Origin of the sequence: Benzoatithermus flavus (genome assembly GCF_037908215.1) — a bacterium.
Lineage (GTDB): Bacteria > Pseudomonadota > Alphaproteobacteria > Geminicoccales > Geminicoccaceae > Benzoatithermus > Benzoatithermus flavus.
This window is the reverse complement of record NZ_JBBLZC010000040.1, coordinates 16,072-35,388: the sequence shown is the minus strand read 5'-3', so window position 1 is coordinate 35,388 and position 19,317 is coordinate 16,072. Positions and strand designations below refer to the sequence as shown.

The 19,317-nt window shown below is 72.4% G+C and carries 11 protein-coding genes and 2 pseudogenes; 6 read left to right on the top strand and 7 right to left on the bottom strand.

The window, feature by feature from the left end; all coding sequences use genetic code 11:
* Positions 1-309 (top strand): annotated as a pseudogene (locus tag U1T56_RS23005) (hypothetical protein); the annotation flags it as partial.
* Between the two features lie 69 nt (positions 310-378).
* On the opposite strand, the gene U1T56_RS23000 reads toward U1T56_RS23005, so the two are convergent.
* From U1T56_RS23000 to U1T56_RS22980, 5 genes are all read right to left on the bottom strand, one after another.
* Positions 379-1,290: a polysaccharide deacetylase family protein gene (locus U1T56_RS23000; RefSeq protein WP_418161853.1), complete on the bottom strand. Its 912-nt coding sequence runs from the start codon at positions 1,288-1,290 to the stop codon at positions 379-381.
* 242 nt (positions 1,291-1,532) lie between these two features.
* Entirely contained in the window at positions 1,533-2,714 is a 1,182-nt protein-coding gene (locus tag U1T56_RS22995) for a glycosyltransferase (protein WP_418161852.1), read from the bottom strand.
* Positions 2,715-3,226: 512 nt separating this feature from the next.
* Entirely contained in the window at positions 3,227-4,783 is a 1,557-nt protein-coding gene (locus tag U1T56_RS22990) for an amino acid permease (protein ID WP_418161851.1), read from the bottom strand.
* A 404-nt stretch (positions 4,784-5,187) separates the two neighbouring features.
* Positions 5,188-5,484, bottom strand: coding sequence for a hypothetical protein (locus U1T56_RS22985; RefSeq protein ID WP_418161850.1), 297 nt, complete (start codon positions 5,482-5,484; stop codon positions 5,188-5,190).
* Positions 5,441-6,112 (bottom strand): ParA family protein, encoded by a 672-nt coding sequence (locus U1T56_RS22980; protein WP_418161849.1) that lies wholly within the window; start codon positions 6,110-6,112, stop codon positions 5,441-5,443. Before U1T56_RS22980 ends, U1T56_RS22985 begins: the two co-directional genes overlap by 44 nt.
* 371 nt (positions 6,113-6,483) lie before the next feature.
* Between U1T56_RS22980 and U1T56_RS22975 the strand changes: the two genes are divergently transcribed.
* Complete coding sequence (locus U1T56_RS22975; RefSeq protein WP_418161847.1) at positions 6,484-7,926, top strand: exopolysaccharide biosynthesis polyprenyl glycosylphosphotransferase; 1,443 nt, start codon at positions 6,484-6,486, stop codon at positions 7,924-7,926.
* Positions 7,927-8,022: 96 nt separating this feature from the next.
* On the opposite strand, the gene U1T56_RS22970 is transcribed toward U1T56_RS22975, so the two are convergent.
* Complete coding sequence (locus U1T56_RS22970; protein WP_418161848.1) at positions 8,023-9,330, bottom strand: nucleotide sugar dehydrogenase; 1,308 nt, start codon at positions 9,328-9,330, stop codon at positions 8,023-8,025.
* A 614-nt stretch (positions 9,331-9,944) separates the two neighbouring features.
* Here U1T56_RS22970 and U1T56_RS22965 point away from each other — a divergent pair.
* The 4 genes and pseudogenes from U1T56_RS22965 to U1T56_RS22950 all read left to right on the top strand — a co-directional run.
* Complete coding sequence (locus U1T56_RS22965) at positions 9,945-11,387, top strand: exopolysaccharide biosynthesis polyprenyl glycosylphosphotransferase (RefSeq protein WP_418161847.1); 1,443 nt, start codon at positions 9,945-9,947, stop codon at positions 11,385-11,387.
* Between the two features lie 5 nt (positions 11,388-11,392).
* Positions 11,393-12,346 (top strand): UDP-glucuronic acid decarboxylase family protein, encoded by a 954-nt coding sequence (locus U1T56_RS22960; protein ID WP_418161846.1) that lies wholly within the window; start codon positions 11,393-11,395, stop codon positions 12,344-12,346.
* A complete protein-coding gene (galE, locus tag U1T56_RS22955; protein ID WP_418161845.1) occupies positions 12,343-13,344 on the top strand; it encodes a UDP-glucose 4-epimerase GalE in 1,002 nt (333 codons plus the stop codon). Before U1T56_RS22960 ends, galE begins: the two co-directional genes overlap by 4 nt.
* Before the next feature lie 836 nt (positions 13,345-14,180).
* Positions 14,181-15,125, top strand: a pseudogene (locus U1T56_RS22950) (lipopolysaccharide biosynthesis protein); the annotation flags it as partial.
* Positions 15,126-15,446: 321 nt separating this feature from the next.
* Here U1T56_RS22950 and U1T56_RS22945 read toward each other — a convergent pair.
* Positions 15,447-19,214 carry a DUF2341 domain-containing protein gene (locus tag U1T56_RS22945; protein ID WP_418161844.1) on the bottom strand — a complete coding sequence of 1,256 codons (3,768 nt, stop codon included), beginning with the start codon at positions 19,212-19,214 and terminating at the stop codon, positions 15,447-15,449.
* Positions 19,215-19,317: the final 103 nt, after the last annotated feature.

The following is a 19,317-nucleotide window of genomic DNA, read 5'->3' as shown; positions in this document are numbered from 1 at the left end:
GGCAATCCGGTCGGGCTCGGCGCCTGGCTCGCCTGGGCCAAGGCCAAGGGCAAGCGGTTCTCGGTGCCCGAATGGGGCGTTTCCGACCACTATCCCGGCATGCCCTGCGCCGACAACGGGTTCGACAACCCGTTCTTCATCGAGAAGATGTACCAGTTCTTCCGCGCCAACGCCGCGGTGATGGCCTACGAATCCTACTTCAACGGCGGCGGCTCGATCATCCCGCCCGGGGTGCACAAGATCTACCCGCCCGCCAACAACCCCGCCGCGGCCGCCCGCTACCAGCAGCTCTGGTCCAAGGGCCGCTGAGCTCCGGCCCGCGCCGGAAGCCGCCACGGCACGGCGCGCCGTGGCGCCGCGCGTGCGGCCGGCCGCCCGTCACGCGCCCTTCGCGAGCAGCTCCTCGAGTCGCGACAGCCATATCGCCTTGATCTGCCGCACGAGCAGCAGCAGCCGGTCGAGGACGGCGAACGCCTGATCGTCCATGACGCTGTGGTGGGTCAGGATGCCGATCGGCTCGCCCTTGGCGGCGCGCACCAGCCCCGTCAGGCGGACCAGGACCTCGTCGTAGCTCAAGGGGCCGCGCGGCGCGGTCCAGCGGTAGAGATCGAGCTGGATGTTGATCCGCGGCAGGCCCGGCGCCGGTCCCGCCGCGCGGCTCCAGCCATAGGTCGAGAGCGCCTTGAAGCCCAGGCCAGGCAGCATGGCGGCCACGTCCGGGGCGACCCGTCCCCAAGGGGGCACCTGCATCGGCAGGAACCGGGCGCCGAAGCTGCCCTCGAGCCGCTCCCGGCCGGCGCGGAGCTGGGCGGCAAGGAGCGCCCGGTCGACGTCGCCGCCGAGCTCGACGGGCTGGCCGGTGGCCGCATTGTTGGCGTGCGCGATGCCGTGCTGCGCGACGGTCACCTGCGGGTAGCGGAGGATGCGCAAGGCGCAGGCCGGCTTCAGGATCTTGGGCACCACGGCGAGCGTCACCGGTACCTGCCGTCGCTGCGCCATGTCGAGGAGGCGCGTGAACTGGGGCTTCTCGACCCCCACGTCGTCGTTGCGCCACCACAGCTTCACCGGCGCCGCCGCGCAAGCCGCGGCCAGTCCCGCTTCCAGGGCCGGCGTGGCGCTCGGCGCCGCCGCGGCCTTCCCCCAGCCGAGGAGAACGGAGAGTGCCGGCAGGGCTGCGCTCGGCACCGCCCTCAGGACGGCCCGACGGCTGCGGACGGTCGCGGCACGCGAGCTCTCGGCGGCCTCCGTGGTCGAGGGGGAATCCTTGCCGTGCATCGTGTCGGCCCGCACGCGTGAAGGTCTCGAATGTCAGGACGTTAATTAGCCTTAAAGTTTTGTTAGCGGCAGCATTCGCATCTGTAAATAGCTATACTGGAGAGATTATACGCGTTCCGGTAGAAAATGGCGGCCGCGGCGCGGCCGTGGTCCGACGCGCGGCCGGAACTGTTCGCCGGTCAGCCGGGAAGGAAGTGCTGGTGGCCAGCCGGCCCGCGGCCCGGCCGGGCGACGGCAGCCGGGTGTCCGGCCGATGCTCAGGCCGACCCGCGGCCCGGCGCCCAGACCACGTAGGTCCTGCCGGCGAGCGCGTCGGCCACGCCGAGGCTGGGGGAGACGATGCCCACGAGCACGCTGCGGCCGATCTCGAACAGCCGGCGCTGCAAGGCGCAGGCGAGGCCGGCGGCGAGCAGGGCCAGCGCCAGGACGGCACCGCCGAGAAGCGGGCGCGCGAGGACGAGCGTCAGCGCCGCGAGCATGCCGGCGGCGGCCAGCAGCGCGCCGCTCCACCAGCGCAGATATTTGTGCGAGAGGTACATATAGAGCCGCAGCCACGGCAGGCGCCGCAGCCGCGGCCACAACAGCCGGTGGCAGCGGAAGCAGCGGCAGGCGATCCGGCGCTTGCGGCGCATCTCGGCGCCCGGGCTCGCCTGCGGCTCCTCGTCGCCGACCACGTCCGCGGCGTGCACGAGGCGATAACCGTCGCACAAGATCGAGACCGAGGTGAACATGTCGTCGATGATGTCGGGCGGCACCGGCCGGAACAGGGCGCGGCGGATCGCGAACAGCCCGCCGTTCGCCGCCACGGTGGTGTCGATCCCACTCTCCAGGTGCTTCAGCCACTCGTCGAAGCGCCGGTAGCCGGCGTTGGTCGCCGCGGTGCCGCCGGCGCCGGCACGGGTGGGAACGAGATGGCCGCACACGCAGCCGACGGCAGGATCGGCGAAATGCCGCCGGAGGTTCGCGACCAGATCCGGCCGCAGCTTGATGTCGGCGTCGGTGAAGACGACGAGCTCGCTCGTCACCCCGGCGAGGAGCCGGTTCATGCCGGTGCTCTTGCCGGCCCGTTCCCGCCCGAGGACGACGCGGAACCGCTCCGGCGCGTGGCGCGCCGCGTGCTCCTGGAGGATCGCGTCGGTGCGGTCGCTCGAGCCGTCCGAGTAGACGTGGACGCTGAGCTCGGGATGTCGCGCCAGCAGGGCCTCGACGTTGGCGAGCTTCGCCGGCAGCTTCTTCTCCTCGTTGTAGGCGCAGAACACGATCGCCACCGAGGCCGGGCGGTCGGACGCCCGCCCTCCTGCCGCCGGCGGGGCGGCGCGCCCGCCGCGCCAGGCGCGCAGCAGGACGAGGCTCAAAGGATAGGTCGTGAACGGATGCAGGCCGAGCCCGGCCAGGACCGCGGCGAGCAGGGCGAGGACGAACACGATCTCGGGGTGCATCTGACCATCTGTCCCGACGTTGCGGCCGATCGGTTCCGGCTCCTGGGCGGCCCGCGGCACCGCTGCCTGCGGCAGCGTGCACGGGCGGCCCGGACGCGACCGCCGCCGCGCAGGGAGCGAACCGTGCGCATCAACACCGCCGGCCCCCTGCTTGGCAAGAGCGGCAGCGGCGCAGCGGCGAAAGCGCTGCCCGGGGAGCCGTGGCCCGGCCGAGCGCCCGGGTGCGCCGAGCCGGCCCTTTCCGGCTTCATGGTTGCCGGGCAAAGCTTGTCCCCATTCGTTCGTGCCCATGCGCCGGGTGCGGGCGCCGGCCTTTCCTCCTGCCGCTGCCCTGGGCCGATCTGGAATGCTATCCTAGGACGTGCCTGCGCCCGAGCGGCCCGGCCATCCCGGTCCGGTGCCGGCGGTGGCGCACGGGATCTTCGCCGCGCCGCTGTCGCTTGCCACCACCAGCACGCGCGTGCTGGTGGTGGCCTGGTCGATGGCGGCGATCCGCACGGCGTGCTGCCGGCTCAACCGAGATGGCCCGGCTCGCCGACCGCGGCCTCGGCGGCGCGGATCTCGGCCTGGCGCTTTTTGATCATCTCGCCCACGGGCGGACCCTGGAAGCGGTGCCGCTCGAAGCCGAACCAGATCACGAGCAGCAGCACGAGCAGCCCGACGGCATAGCTGATCAGGATGTCGAAGGGCGGCTGGATGCCGACATAGGCCAGCACCACCACACCCAGGACCACGACGGCCGCGACCGGCTTCGACCAGACGCCGAGCCGGAACGGCCCGAACTCGGTCCAGGTGCGCCCTTCCGCGACCAGCCCGGCCGCGACCGGCATGGCGTAGGAGATGTAGAGGAACATGGCGCAGCCCACCGCCAGCGCGTTGAAGGCCGGCGAGTAGAGGGTCGCCGCCAGCGAGAGGACCGCGCTCGCCCAGATCGCCGGCACGGGCGTGCGGTGCGCGGGGCTGACCCGGCGGAGCGTGGCCGAGAGCGGCAGCCCGCCGTCGCGGGCGAACGCGAACACCATGCGCGAGGTCGAGGTCAGGCCGGCGAGCCCGCAGCAATAGTTGGCGACGACGATGCCGATGGCCAGAAGATGCTTCAGGAAGACGGGCGCGGGCAGGCCGTCGAACAGGTTGAACCAGCTGTTGCCGCCGTCCTTCGCCGCCAGGGCCGGGTCCGGCATGGCGAGAACGAACGAGGCCGCCATGAAAAAGCCGAAGATCAAGGACCACAAGACCGAGTGGACGATGCCGCGCGGCACGGTGTGGCGGGCGTTCACCGTCTCCTCGGAGGTGTGCGCCGAGGCGTCGAAGCCGGTGATCGTATAAAGCGGGTAGAGCATGCCCAAAAGCAGCGCCATCAGGGCGGCGCGCGGCTCCGGGTAGAAGCCGCCGCCGGGGGCACCCGTGTTGTTGACGAGGACGAACAGGCGCGAGAGGTCGAACGTGGCGCCCCAGGCCAGCATGGTGAGCGTCAAGAGCACCGCGACGACGAGGATGAGATAGCCCGAGAAGTCGGTGATCGCGGTCGTGGTGCGGATGCCGAAATGGTTGAACAGACCCTGGCTCAGCAGGATGAGCGCGACCGCGAGCACCTGGGCGCCATAGCCCCAGCCCGAAACGTCGAGCCCGAGGATGCGGGCGGCGACGAGGTCCTTGAACAGGAGGTAGACGCCGACATCGACCGAGGCGACGACGAAGATCAGGCCCAAGAGGTTGATCCAGGCCGTGACCCAGCCGTAGCCGCGCCCGCCCAGGATCGAGGCCCAGTGGTAGAGCCCGCCCGCCGTGGGATAGGCGGAGGCGATCTGGGCGACGGCGACGGCGACCAGGAGCGAGAACAGGCCGCCCAGGATCCAGCCGATGGTCACCGAGAACGGCCCGCCGGCCGAGAAGCCGACCGGAAAGGCGGTGATCCCGCCGGCGAGGATGCAGATGATCGAGAACGAGATCGCGAAGTTCGAGAACAGATGCATGCGCCGCGCGAGTTCCTGCGCGTAGCCCATGTGGTGCAGGACCTTGACGTCCTCCTCGAGGATCGCCTCCTCCTGCCTGTCGAGGGTCCCTGGCATGTCGCCTCCTTGCTCAGCCGTCGTTCGTTCTTGGCCACGGGCCTTCCTGCCGGCTTCTCGGGCCGTGCCGCCCGCGCGTGCGGGGCGGGTGCCGGTCCGGCATCGTCCTTGTTCGGCAGCCTCGCCCGATCCTAGCGGCGAAAGCCGGGGCGAAGCGAGGGGGTAGCCGGCGGCGGGCCGATGCCCGCCGCTCCGGGCGCGCGCCCGGGCCCACGCGGCCCGCACGGCGGATGGCCGCGATGGCGCGGCACCCCACCGTCCCGGCACCGATCCCGGCGCCGGCGCGGGGCGCATCCGGATCCGCCGCGGGCGTCCCGGTCACGGGGGCGGGCTCGGCCCGGTCCCGGGGCAACGGCCGGCCGGCAGGTTGTCCGGGCCGTCCTGTCCAGCCGGCGCCCCGGCCCTCACCCGTGCCGGGCGAGATACTCGGCGATCGCGTCGCGGATGATGTCGGTGACGTAGCGGCGGCCGCCGCGCGCGAGCGTCTCGCGCGTCACCTGCGCCTGCAGCGCCGCCCACTCGCCGCGCGTCAGCCGGATCGTGGTCTGCTGCACCGGCTCCTCGTGCCGCGGCGGCCGGCCGCGGCCCCGCCCTGCCGGGGACGGCGCGGCACCCAGCACCGCGCGTTCGGCCTCGCTGACGAGGCCTTGCTTGACGTCAAGACGCTCGAGCAGGCGGGCGGGATGACGCGGCGATGCCATGCGCGAGATGCTCCTTGATCCAGGCCCAGACCGCGGCGAACTCCGCGACACCGCGGTTCGCGGGATCGTACTCGGCGAGCGACTGTCCCTGCAGCAGCGAGTAGCCGACCGCCACCCGGTGCGCCACCGCGGTCGGGCAGACCGGCAGCCCGTAGCCGACGAGCGCCGTGCGCGCCCCTTCCACGACCGCGCCGCGCGGCGGCACCTCGTTCAGCACGATCACCCCCGGCACGCGCGCGCGGCGGATCGCCGCCACCGTCGCCCGGGCGGCCATGATGTCGAGAAAGCCCGCCTTGCTCGGCATGACGACGAGATCGGCCGCGGCGATGGCGCGCGCGATGACGCTACCGGGCGCCGGCGTGCCGGCGGGCGTGTCGAGGACGACGAACTCCGCCCCCGCCGCCCGGCAGTTCGCGAGCACGGCCTCCACGCCGCCGGGCTCGGGCAGCTCGGCCACCACCGGCCGCGCGGCGGCGCGCACGAGGCGCCACTGGGCGAGACCGCGATGCGCGTCGCAGTCGACCAGCACCACCGGCGCGCCGCTCGCCCCGGCCAGCACGCCGAGATTGATCGCGAGCGTGCTCTTGCCGGTGCCGCCCTTCTGGCTCGCGATGGTGATGACCCGCATCGGCTCCGCCCCGGCGCGAAAAGGGTGGGGACGCGCAGGCTGCATAGCCGCGCGCGCCGGGAGCTGCAAACCGCAAAAGCGCGACACGGCGAAATAGCGGGATCGCCCAACGGCGCGGCCGTACCCGGCTGTTGCGTCGGTGCATCACCGCGCTTCGGGGCGGGAAATCCGCCGCGCGCCTCCTTGTGGCCGGACGATGCTCCTTCTAGGGACAGACTGGGCTGCCGATCGCCGGGACCGGCGCGCGGCGGCCACGGACGATGCCGGCGCGCGCCGGCCGGAAACGCCGGGAAGGAGCATGCGAGGATGATGCGCCGCTGCGACCGGAGCCGGGTCGGGCCCCCTCGCGGGTCGGACGGGGAACCGTCGTCATGAGCACCGGGACGCTTTCCTGGGCGCGCGCCGGGGCGTGGCGGCGGCCGGAGCGGCTGACCGGGCGGCTGCTGCTGCTCGGCGACGCGCTCTGCCTGCTCCTGGCGTTCACCCTCGCCACCCACCTCACCGACTGGCTGCGCACCACCTTCCTGGCCGCGAGCCCGGGCAGCTTCTACGACGATTTCCTGCCGCAGCGCACGCTGCAGCTCTACCTGCTGGGCTCGGGCCTGTGCCTGTGGTTCGCGCTCAAGGGCCACTACGGCGCCCGGCAGTCCTTCGCCACCGAGGCGCAGCAGCTTCTGACCGGGGTCGGCATCGCCGCGCTGATCGACGGCTATCTCCAGTTCGCGCTGAAGGTCCAGCCGTCGCGCATCTGGCTGTCCAGCACCTGGCTGTTCGCCGGCGGGCTTTTGGTGCTCGCCCGCGTCGCCCTCAAGCACGCCCTGTTCCGCCTCGGGCCGTGGCGCTGCCCGACCGTCCTGATCGGCAGCCCGACGGCGATGGACGAGGTGGCGCGGCTCTTGGGCCACGATCCCTATGTCGGCCAGGTGATCACCCGCCGCCTGCCGGTCGGCCAGGGGCTCGACCTCGAGCGGGAGCTGGCGCGCCTGGTCGCGAGCGGCGCCTGCCGCTACGTGCTGATCGCCTTCGACGACACCCAGGTCAGGGCGACCCAGGAGGCGGCGCGGCTGGTCGACGAGCGGCTGCGCCTGCCGCACGGCATCGTCCCGGCGCTGCGCGACGTGTCGATCAAGGACATGGAGCTGCACAAGTTCTTCGGCCACGACCTTGTGGTCCTGAGCAACCGCCGCGCGGGGGCGGTGGGCAGCAAGCTGGTCTATAAAAGGGTGTTTGATCTCGTCGGCGCGTCCCTGCTGCTCCTGTTTTTGAGCCCGCTGATGCTCTTGGTGGCGCTTTTGGTGCGGCTCGACGGCGGCCCGGCGCTCTACGGCTCGCCGCGGATCGGGCGCGAGGGCCGGGTGTTCCGCGCCCTGAAGTTCCGCAGCATGGTGCCGAACGCCGACCAGGTGCTGCGCGAGCTTTTGGCGCGCGACCCGGCGCGGCGGCGGGAATGGGAAGAGAGCTTCAAGCTGGCGCAAGACCCCAGGATCACGCCGATCGGCCGGTTCATCCGCAAGACCAGCATCGACGAGCTGCCGCAGCTTTTGAACGTGCTCAAGGGCGAGATGAGCCTGGTCGGGCCGCGGCCTTTGCTGCTGGACGAGCGCGAGCAGTACACCGGCCGGGCGTTCGAGCTGTACCGGCAGGTGACGCCCGGGCTCACGGGCATGTGGCAGGTGAGCGGGCGGGACGATCTGGAATATTACCGCCGGATCGAGCTCAACAACTGGTACATCAAGAACTGGTCGCCCTGGGTCGACCTGGTGATCCTGTGCAAAACCCTCCTCGTCGTCGTCAAAGGATCCGGTGCTTCCTGAACCGGTCCCCGGTTCCCGCCCCCGCTCGGGGGCGGGAAAACCGCCGCCGTGACCGGCCGGGCCACGGCGCTCGGTCGCTCCCGACCCGGCGCGCCGTCACGCTGCCGGCGCGGCGCGGGTGAAGCCCGCGAGCCGCGTCAGGTCGAGCACGGGCGCGCCGGCCGGCAGGTGCGCGCGCAGGCGCGGGCACGGCTTGCCGAGGACGACGAGCCGCACGCCCGCCGCCGCCGCCGCGAGATCGGCCGCGCGCCCGCGCGCGAGCAGCGCCGCCCCGGCCGGCGGCAGCGCCCGGCCGGCGGCGGCAAGCCGCGCCGGGTCGAGATCGGGATCGTGCAGCCTGAGCGCGTAGCCGTGCGCGACGAGCCGCCGTGCCAGCTCGACGAGCGGGCTGCCGCGCAGATCGTCCGTCCCGGCCTTGAACGAGACGCCGATCTGCAGCACCGGCCCCGGCGGCGCCACGCGGGCACGGATCGCCGCGAGGAGCCAAGCGAGGTGCGCCTCGTTGCTGGCCACGGCCCCGGCGAGCGCCGGCAGCGTCAGGCCGGCCGCGTCGGCGAGCCCGAGCAGGGCGCCGAGATCCTTGGGCAGGCAGGCGCCGCCATAGGGCGCGCCGGGGCGGAGATAGGCCGGCCCCAGATTGAGCCTCCCATCGGCCAGGAGCAGCGCCGCCACGGCGTCGGGCTCGAGCCCGTGCGCCACGGCGAGCCGGCCGACCTCGTTGGCGAACGCCACCTTGAGCGCGTGCCAGCCATTGTCGACCAGCTTCGCGAGCTCGGCGACCGCGAGCGGCACCTCGAGGAAGGGCGCGGCGATCCCTTCGTAGAGCCCCATGAGCCGCCGCGTGGCGCCCGGCGCCCGCTCGCCGACGACGATCCGGGACGGCGCCCGATGATCGGCGATGGCCGAGCCCTCGCGCGCGAACTCGGGATGGTAGGCGATCTCCCAGGCAGCACCCGGTCCTTCGCCGGCCGCGGCCGCGATCGCCGGCAGCACGAGCCGCTCCGTGGCGCCGGGCGGTACCGTGCTGCGCAGCACCACGAGCAGCGGCCGGCCGGCCCGGCGCCGCCCGCGGATGGCGGCACCGATCGCCTGCGCCACCGCCACGAGCCGCGCGAGATCGAGCCCGCGCCGGTCGGCCGTGGGCGGGGTGGCGACGCAGACCATGGCGAGATCGGCCACCGCCAGCGCCTCCCCCGCCGTCGTGGCGGCGGCGATCCGCCCGGCCGCGACCCCCGCCCGCAGCAGCGCGTCCAGCCCGGGCTCGCGGACGGGCGCGCGGCCCGCCGCCACCGCCGCGACCCGCGCGGGCTCGGGATCGACCCCGAGCACGTCGTGCCCGGCCTGCGCGAGGCAGGCGGTCGTGGTGGCGCCGACGTGGCCGAGGCCGAACAGGACGATGCGCAAAGGACCGATTCTCCTCTCTTCTGGCGCCGGCGAGCTTGCCGCGGCCGGGCGGCGGACGCCAGCGCCGCCGCCCGGCCGCGATGGCGCGATACCGCTAAATCGCGACCGCGGGAAATTCCGCCATCGCCCCGTGGCGGCCGCGCCACGGGCCTCGGGCGAAGCCGCCGCGACAGGAAGCGGCGACCGGGCCCGATGTCGCGGCCTCTTCCCCCGTGGCGCGGCCGTGGTTAAAAGCGCCGATCCACGGCCTGCGCGCGCCGTCGATCGGTTCTGCCTGCCAAAGGACGTCTTTCATGCCGGGAGCCGGATCCGAGCCGACAGGACGGCGCCATGGATGGCGCCGGGCTTCGAGGAATTTTAACACGCACCGCCTAGGCTGAAGCACCGGCCGAAGAAGGACGCGCGGAGAGGGGCGCATGCAGCATCGCCGGCCCGCTGTGGCGAAGCTCACCGACGGTGCCGCACGGAGCTGGCAGGAACGCGGACGGGACGGGCACGGCACGGCCGGCCCGCGCCCGGCAGCAGGCGAGGAGAAGCCGCTTGATCCAGATCCCCGATCGGGCCTGCCGCCATCCGGCCGTCGTTCCGCCCTTCGCCCGCCCGGGGCCCGGCCGATGAGCACCGGGACGCTTTCCTGGGCGCGCGCCGGGGCGTGGCGGCGGCCGGAGCGGCTGACCGGGCGGCTGCTGCTGCTCGGCGACGCGCTCTGCCTGCTCCTGGCGTTCACCCTCGCCACCCACCTCACCGACTGGCTGCGCACCACCTTCCTGGCCGCGAGCCCGGGCAGCTTCTACGACGATTTCCTGCCGCAGCGCACGCTGCAGCTCTACCTGCTGGGCTCGGGCCTGTGCCTGTGGTTCGCGCTCAAGGGCCACTACGGCGCCCGGCAGTCCTTCGCCACCGAGGCGCAGCAGCTTCTGACCGGGGTCGGCATCGCCGCGCTGATCGACGGCTATCTCCAGTTCGCGCTGAAGGTCCAGCCGTCGCGCATCTGGCTGTCCAGCACCTGGCTGTTCGCCGGCGGGCTTTTGGTGCTCGCCCGCGTCGCCCTCAAGCACGCCCTGTTCCGCCTCGGGCCGTGGCGCTGCCCGACCGTCCTGATCGGCAGCCCGACGGCGATGGACGAGGTGGCGCGGCTCTTGGGCCACGATCCCTATGTCGGCCAGGTGATCACCCGCCGCCTGCCGGTCGGCCAGGGGCTCGACCTCGAGCGGGAGCTGGCGCGCCTGGTCGCGAGCGGCGCCTGCCGCTACGTGCTGATCGCCTTCGACGACACCCAGGTCAGGGCGACCCAGGAGGCGGCGCGGCTGGTCGACGAGCGGCTGCGCCTGCCGCACGGCATCGTCCCGGCGCTGCGCGACGTGTCGATCAAGGACATGGAGCTGCACAAGTTCTTCGGCCACGACCTTGTGGTCCTGAGCAACCGCCGCGCGGGGGCGGTGGGCAGCAAGCTGGTCTATAAAAGGGTGTTTGATCTCGTCGGCGCGTCCCTGCTGCTCCTGTTTTTGAGCCCGCTGATGCTCTTGGTGGCGCTTTTGGTGCGGCTCGACGGCGGCCCGGCGCTCTACGGCTCGCCGCGGATCGGGCGCGAGGGCCGGGTGTTCCGCGCCCTGAAGTTCCGCAGCATGGTGCCGAACGCCGACCAGGTGCTGCGCGAGCTTTTGGCGCGCGACCCGGCGCGGCGGCGGGAATGGGAAGAGAGCTTCAAGCTGGCGCAAGACCCCAGGATCACGCCGATCGGCCGGTTCATCCGCAAGACCAGCATCGACGAGCTGCCGCAGCTTTTGAACGTGCTCAAGGGCGAGATGAGCCTGGTCGGGCCGCGGCCTTTGCTGCTGGACGAGCGCGAGCAGTACACCGGCCGGGCGTTCGAGCTGTACCGGCAGGTGACGCCCGGGCTCACGGGCATGTGGCAGGTGAGCGGGCGGGACGATCTGGAATATTACCGCCGGATCGAGCTCAACAACTGGTACATCAAGAACTGGTCGCCCTGGGTCGACCTGGTGATCCTGTGCAAAACCCTCCTCGTCGTCGTCAAAGGATCCGGTGCCTCGTGAGAGACTTGTCCAGCAAACGCATCCTGGTGACCGGCGGCGCCGGGTTCATCGGCAGCCACTTGTGCGAGCGGCTGCTCGCGCAGGGCCACGAGGTCTTGTGCGTCGACAATTTCTTCACCGGCCGGCGCATGAACGTGGCCCATCTCATGGCCAACCCGCGCTTCGAGCTCTTGCGCCACGACGTCACCTTCCCGCTCTACGTCGAGGTCGACGAGATCTACAACCTCGCCTGCCCGGCCTCGCCGATCCACTACCAGCTCGACCCGGTCCAGACCACCAAGACCTCGGTCCACGGTGCCATCAACATGCTGGGCCTGGCGAAACGCGTGCGCGCCAAGATCCTCCAGGCCAGCACGTCGGAGGTCTACGGCGACCCCAAGGTGCATCCCCAGCCCGAGGCGTACTGGGGCCACGTCAACCCGATCGGCCCCAGGGCCTGCTACGACGAGGGCAAGCGCTGTGCCGAGACCCTGTTCTTCGACTATCACCGCCAGCATCGCTTGCGGATCAAGGTGGCCAGGATCTTCAACACCTACGGTCCCAGGATGCACCCCAACGACGGGCGGGTGGTCTCGAACTTCATCGTCCAGGCGCTGACGGGTACGGACATCACGGTCTACGGCGACGGCAGCCAGACCCGCTCGTTCTGCTACGTCGACGATCTGGTCGAGGGGCTGTTGCGGCTGATGGAAAGCCCCGAGGAGGTGACCGGGCCGATCAATCTCGGCAATCCCGGCGAGTTCACGATCCTGGAGCTGGCGGAGAAGGTGATCGCGCTCACCGGCTCCTCGTCCAGGATCGTGTTCAAGCCGCTGCCGGAGAACGATCCCTTGCAGCGCCAGCCCGACATCACCCGCGCCGAGCGGATCCTCGGCTGGCGGCCCACCGTGCCGCTCGAGGAGGGCCTGAAGCGCGCCATCCCCTATTTCGCCAGGCTGATCGAGGAGAAGCGCGCATGAGCGGGCGGCCCGTCGTCCTCGTCACCGGCGGTGCCGGCTATATCGGCAGCCATGCCTGCAAGGCGCTGGCCGCCGCCGGCTATCTGCCGGTCACCTTCGACAATCTCTCGACCGGCAATCGCTGGGCCGTGCGCTGGGGGCCGCTCGAGGTCGGCGACATCCTGGACATGAACCGGGTGAACGAGGCGTTCGGGAAGCACCGGCCCGTCGCCGTCATGCACTTCGCCGCCTTGGCGCTCGTCGGCGAATCGATGCAGGAGCCCGGCCGCTACTACCGCAACAACGTCACCGGCACCATCAACCTGCTCGACGCGGCGCGGGCGCACGACGTGCGCGCCTTCGTCTTCTCGAGCACCTGCGCCACCTACGGCGTGCCGGAGACCGTGCCGATCCGCGAGGACGCGCCGCAGCGGCCGGTCAATCCCTATGGCGCCAGCAAGCTGATGGTCGAGCGGCTCCTCGCCGACTACGACATGGCCTACGGCATCCGCTACGCCGCCCTGCGCTACTTCAACGCCGCCGGCGCCGACCCGGAGGGCGAGATCGGCGAGGCGCGCGCGGTCGAGACCCATCTGATCCCGCTCATGCTGGACGCGATCTTGGGCACGAGGCCGCCGCTCGTGGTGATGGGCACCGACTATCCCACCCCGGACGGCACGGCGGTGCGCGACTATATCCACGTCGCCGACCTCGCCGAGGCGCACGTCGCGGCCCTGCAGCGGCTGCTGGAGGGCGGGGCCTCGCTCAAGGCCAATCTCGGCACGGGTGCGGGCTATTCGGTCAAGGAGATCGTCGCCGCCGCCGAGGCGATCACCGGCCGCACGGTGCCGCTCACCTACGGTCCCCGCCGGCCGGGCGACCCGCCGCGCCTGGTCGCCGACGTCACCGGCCCCTGCCCGATTCCGCGCGCGACCCGCCATTCCGCGCTGGAGACGATCATCGGCTCCGCCTGGCGCTGGCATCGCGAGAAAGCCGCCCGGGCGGCGCGCTGCCCCTGATTTCGCGCCTAACCCGCCGGGTAGCAGGGCCGCCTCCAGAGCCGCGGCGGCCGTTTGCCGCCCGGCACGATCCCAAGCCCGGTTCGGCGCTTGCTGGCGGCGGCGGCGCGGCGCGCGGCAGTGCCTGGCCGCCCGGCCCCTTGCCCGCCGCGGGCGCTCGATGCCTTTGCCGATCACGGGCTGGCCGGACCGCCGGCGGATCGCCGGCGCGGCCCGGCGCACCGGCAGCTGGTTCTCGAACCCGAGATAGCGCCGCCGTGCGCCGGCGCGGTCGGTCAGATCGGGATCGAAGGCGGCCGCCGCGGCGAAGCGGGAATGCGCGATCATGGCCTGCCGCCGGAAGCGGTTGCGCTTGTGCGGCGACCCGCCTGCCGGCCTGAATTGTGCCTTGCGTGATGGGCTCGCTGATCGCCGCCGGCGCGCCCTTTTCGTTTGCGTGCCGACCGGCGGCGCACCGGCCGCCGGCGCGCCGCATGCTGGCGCCGATGTGCAGGCATCCGGCTCGGGCAACGGCTTGCCGCCTGCCCTTCTTCCGGGAAGGATGCACCCCGCTCGCCGCATCGTCCCGATCCAGCCGGGCCGCGCCTTGGGCGCCCGCTCGGCAGCGATGGCTCGGCCACGCCTCGCCCGCCACGAGCATACGATCGAAGCCACCGTGAATCTTTCCTCGACCCTGGTAAGAAGCGCGGCGGGACAGCGGCGCTGGCTGCCCCCCGCCCGGCGCGGCGGGGTTTTCGCGCGAGACATGTGATGAGCCCTACCGCGAACCGACCCGCCCCGGCCGCCGCCCGCGGCGGCCACGCCCCCGCGCCCCGCGGCGAGGGAGCCCGGGCCCGATGCTGACCCGGCTCGGCCGCCTCCTGCCGCAAGGCCGCTTCACCCGCCGCCTGACCATGCTCTCGGGCGGGACCATGGCGGGCCAGCTCCTCCTCGTCGCCTGCTCGCCGATCCTGACCCGGCTCTACGGGCCGGAGGCGTTCGGCGTGCTCGCCGTGTTCACGGCGCTCACCACCATCCTCGGCGGGCTGATGACGCTGTGCTACCAGTACGCCGTGCCGGTCTGCCGCGACGACGAGGACGCGCTCGCCATGGCGGCGGTGGCGATGGGCGCGGTGCTGCTGCTCGACCTCCTGCTCGTTCTCGTCCTCGCCCTCGGCGGCGAGCCGCTCGCCGCCTGGCTCGGCATGCCGGGCTTCGCCGCCCTGCTCTGGTATGCACCGTTCTATCTCCTGTTCTGGGGGGCGAGCCTCGTCCTGTCGCACTGGTCGATCCGCCGCGGCACCTATCGCCGCAACGCGCTGAGCAGCCTCGTCCAGTTCGCGACCCAAGCCGGCGCCCAGCTCGGCCTCGGCCTGCTCGGCGGCGGGGCGGGCGCCCTCGTCCTGGGCTACAGCCTGGGGCCCATCGCCCGCTGCCTCGTCTTCCGGCGCAGCTTCGGGCCGGCCGATCGGGCGCTGCTGCGCGCGCTCGGCTGGCGGCGGATGCGCGCCCAGGCCCGAGCGCACCGCGGCTATCCTCTGCTCACCGCACCCGCGACCCTGCTCGAGAGTGTCGCCAGCATGCTGCCCGCGGTCCTGGTCGCCGTGCTGCACGGGCCGGTCGCCGCCGGCTGGTTCGGGCTCGGGCAGCGCATCACCGGCATGCCGGTGCGGATGCTGGCCGAGGCCGGCAGCAACGTGTTCCTGGGCGAGATCGCCCAGGCCGAGCGCGCCGCGATCTACCGCCTGTTCCGGCGCACCGCGCTGCGCTTCACGGCGCTGGGCCTCGTCGGCATGCTGCCGCTGCTCCTGGCCGGGCCGCCGCTGTTCGCGCTGGTCTTCGGCGAGCCCTGGCGCGAGGCCGGCATCATGGTGCAACTTCTGGTTCCGCTCCATCTCGCCCGCTTCGTCGTGGTGCCGATCTCGCAGACCTTGAACGTCCTGGGCCGGCAGAACCTGCGCCTCGTCGCCTCGCTGCTCACGACCCTGGCCCTCGCGGCGAGCTTCGCGCTCGGGGCCTGGCTGGCGCTGTCGCTGCGCACGACGGTGGCGCTCTACAGCATCGGTACCACCCTGGCCTTCCTGTTCTTCCTCGCCGCCACCTGGCACGTGACCCGGCCGGCGCTAGCCGCCGGCGCCCGAGAGGATCCGCCGCAGCCCGGCGGCGGTCGTCATCCGGACGGTGTGGCCGATCTCGGCGTCGGCGACCACCGGGGCGGTGGGCTCGACGTTCCAGCGCCAGTTGCCGTTGAACACCTTGTCGGCGTGGCTCGGCGACTTGTAATCCGGAAAGCGGACCTCGCTGCCCGCGATCGCCGCGTTGCCGGCCGGGGTCTGCGCCGGGTTCATGTAGGCGCCGAAGCCGCTCGTGAAGCTCGGGTGCGCCATGGCGGTGACGTTCTCGGAGAACTGCGCCCAGTAGCGCCCGGCCGCCACCTCGTTCGCGATCACCTTGCCCTGGAGCACGCCCATGGCATGGACGTAGACGGTCTGGTTGTAGGCGCCGCTGCCGCCGTAGATGGTGGGCGCGAACGGGTTGGGGCGGAACACCACGTCCTCGAGGAAGAGCCTGGCGTTCGCCGGCACGATGTCGTTGGGGTTCTGGCAGAAGAGGTGCTGGTAGCCCCAGGCGAGATCGCAGTCGGCGAAGAAGAGATCGCCGAGGGCGCCGTATTTCGGTTGCAGGAAATCGGCGTGCGGGCTGAACGAGCCGGTGATCTTGTCGGTGAAGCCGTAGGAGCCCTTGCGGCATTTCACCTTCTGCACGTAGAGCTCGAGCGGCTCGCCCTTGCTGCCGATGCCGAGAAAATCGCCCCAGACCGTGGGCTCGCTCGTGTGCCAGTCGAGATCGACGTTGCCGACGAACAGGACGGGGCGCAGGCCCAGCCCGGCGGCGAAGCTGATCCGGGTGTAGTCGCCGCCCTTGACGGCGGCGCCGGAGGGGGCGGTGGCGATGGTGGTGCCCTTCTTGCGCCAGGTGACGCCGATCAGGAACACCGCCTTGAAGCGCAGGTTCTCGGCGACGAGGTTGCCCTCGAGCGGCCCGTCCGGCCCGGCGATCAGCAGCACCTTGCCGGGATCGCCCTGATAGGGGCAGGTGCCGCCGGTCGTGGGCACGTTCCAGACCACGATGTCGCCGTCGCCGGCGGGCAGGAGCGATGCCGGCGGCTTGTGGTGGTAGGCGTAGGGCGCCAGGGCCGCGCTCGCGCGCACCGTCACCGTCACCCGGCCGGTGGCGGCCGCGTCGCCGCTGGCGACCGTGTAGGTGAAGCCGTCGACACCGGCGAAGCCGGGATCGGGCGTGTAGGTGAGCGTGCCGTCGGCGTTCTTCGTCACGCTGCCGTGCGCCGGCTCGCCGACGGCGGCGAGCGTCAGGCCACTGCCGCCGTCGTTCGCGAGCACGGGCACGGTCACGGCCTGGCCGGCCACGGTGGTGGCGGTGTCGTCCACCGCCCTAGGCGGGGCCGCGGCCACGGTCACCGTGACGGTGCCGGTGCTGCGCTTGCTGCCGCTCGCGACCGTGTAGGTGAAGCGGTCCGTGCCGCGATAGCCGGCGAACGGGGTGTAGCGGACCACGCTGCCGACGATCGCGGTCTTGCCGTGGAGCGCGGTGCCAACCGCGGCGAGCGTGAGCTGGGCGCCACCGTCCGGATCGAGGACACCCGCCAGCACGTCGATGTCGACGTGGCTGCCGACGCCGGTGGTGACGGCGCACGGCAGCGCCGTGGGGGCGCCGTCGGCATCGTCCGCCGCGTCCTCGCCGCCGAGGCCGTAGAAGGCCTGCGGCGCCGCGAGATTGGCCTGCTCGGTGGCGATCCAGGCCGCGCTCAAGGCGCTGCTCCGGATCCGCACCTCGTCAATCAGCCCGCGCCAGCCGCCGGCCGCGGTGTCGCGCGCCCCGGCACCGAGATAGAGCGCACCCGGTGCTGCCATCTTGGTGCTGCCGTTGCGCACCGGGGGGGCGGTGTTGGTGCGCGGGCTCAAGGCACCGTCGAGATAGAGCTCGGGTGCCGCACCCTTGCGCCAGACGCCGTGGACGAGCTGCGGGCCGGTGCGGTGGCTGCCGGCCGCGCTCAGCGTGTAGGTGCCGCCGTCCGTGCAGCGCACGCGGAAATTGATGACGTTCGTGGCCCCGCTCGTGGTGCGGGACAGGAAATCGAGGTTGAGGCCGGCCGCGAACTCGACCTCGCCCATGGCGCACTGGCTCAGGATGCCGTGATCGCTGCCGACCATGGCGGCGTCGGCGGCGATCACGGCCTGGACGGTGAGCGCATCGTGGCCGTCGAGGAAGCTTGCATCGCCGCGCGTGGCGACGGCTCGGCCGTCGAAGCTGCCGCAGGTGCCGATCAGGCTGCCGGTGGCGACGTTGCCGGGCACGAGGTCGCGGCCCTGCAGCGAGCGGTCGCGGCCGGTGGCGGTGTCCCAGACCACGAGATAGTCGCGCCAGGTCGCGGCCGGATCGGCCTCGGCGGCGGCGAGCCCCGCCTTGCCGTAGTAGAGGAACAGCTCGCGCCGGCTGGTGAGGCGCCAGCCCGGCACGCGCACCCAGGCGACGAGCTCGCCCGCGGCCCCGTCGTAGCGCTCGAGCTCGTGCGGCAGCTTGGTGCCGTCGCCGAGCTCGAAGCGGAGATCGAAGCCCGAAGCGCTCTCGATCCGGCCGCCGCCGGCGACGGTGCGCAGCCAGTCCCCGCTTTCCCGGATCAGGACGACGAAGCCGTCCGCGGTCTCGCCCGCCACCGGCTGCGGCGGCAGCACCAGCCGCCGGCGCCAGCGATAGCCGTTGGGCCAGGTGGCGGGCGGCGGGGCGGCCACCGTCACCGTCACCGCGGCCTCGCTCGCGGCGGTCCCGTCGCTCACCCGGTAGGTGAACCCGTCCTGGCCGGTGAAGCCGGGATCGGGCGTGTAGGTGACGGTCTGGTCGGGGTTGGCCGTGATCCGGCCGTGGGCCGGCACGGTCAGCGCCACGAGCCGCAGCGGATCGCCGTCGGGATCGCTGTCGTTGCGCAAAGGATCGAGCGTGACGGGCTGGCCGCCGCCGGTGGCGGCGGCGTCGTTCGCCGCCACCGGCGGCGTGTTGCGGCGCTCGACCGTGATCGTGACGGCGGCGCTGGCACTGCCGCCCCTGCCGTCGCGCACCGTGTAGGCGAAGCCGTCCTGGCCGGTGAAGCCGGCCGCCGGCGTGTAGACGAAGTCCTGATCGGGGGTGAGCGCGAGCTGGCCGTGCGCCGGCAGGGTCATGCCGGTGAGCGCCAGCGGATCGCCGTCGGGGTCGTCGTCGTTGGCGAGCGCGTCGATGGTCACCGCCGTGCCGGCCGTGGTCGCGACGCGATCGGCTTGGGCCGTGGGCGGGGCGTTGGCGGCGGTCACCGTGACGGTGACGGTGGCGCTGGCGGTGGCGCCCTTGCCGTCGCTCACCGTGTAGGCGAAGCCGTCCTGGCCGGTGAAGCCGCTCTGCGGCGTGTAGCGCAGCGTCTGGTCGGGCTCGATCCGGACCGAGCCGTGCCCGGGCGCGTCGAGGGCGACGATGGCGAGCGCATCGCCGTCGGGGTCGGCGTCGTTGGCGAGCACCGGCACCACGGCGCTGCCGCCGGCCGTGACCCGGAGCGCGTCGTCGCCGGCGACGGGCGCGGCATTGGGCCGCTCGACGGTGATGGTCACGGTGGCGGTGGCGGTGGCCCCCGTGGTGTCGCGCACCGTGTAGGTGAAGCCGTCCTGGCCGGCGGCGGCAGGGGTGTAGGTGAAGCTCTGGTCCGGGTTGAGCACGAGCGTCCCGGTTGCGGGCCGGGTGTAACCGGTGACGGTGAGGCCGCTGCCGGCATCGTTGGCGAGGACGGCGATGGTGACCGGGACGCCGAGGCGGGCGAGGGTTCGGTCGGGCTGGGCGGTGGGCACGGGCGGGTTCCTCTCCGCAACGAGTTCCGCCCTAATATAGGTTTTTAATCTAAAAGCTTGTCAACAGAAGGGAGTCGAGCCGATTTCGACTAAAATGCTGATA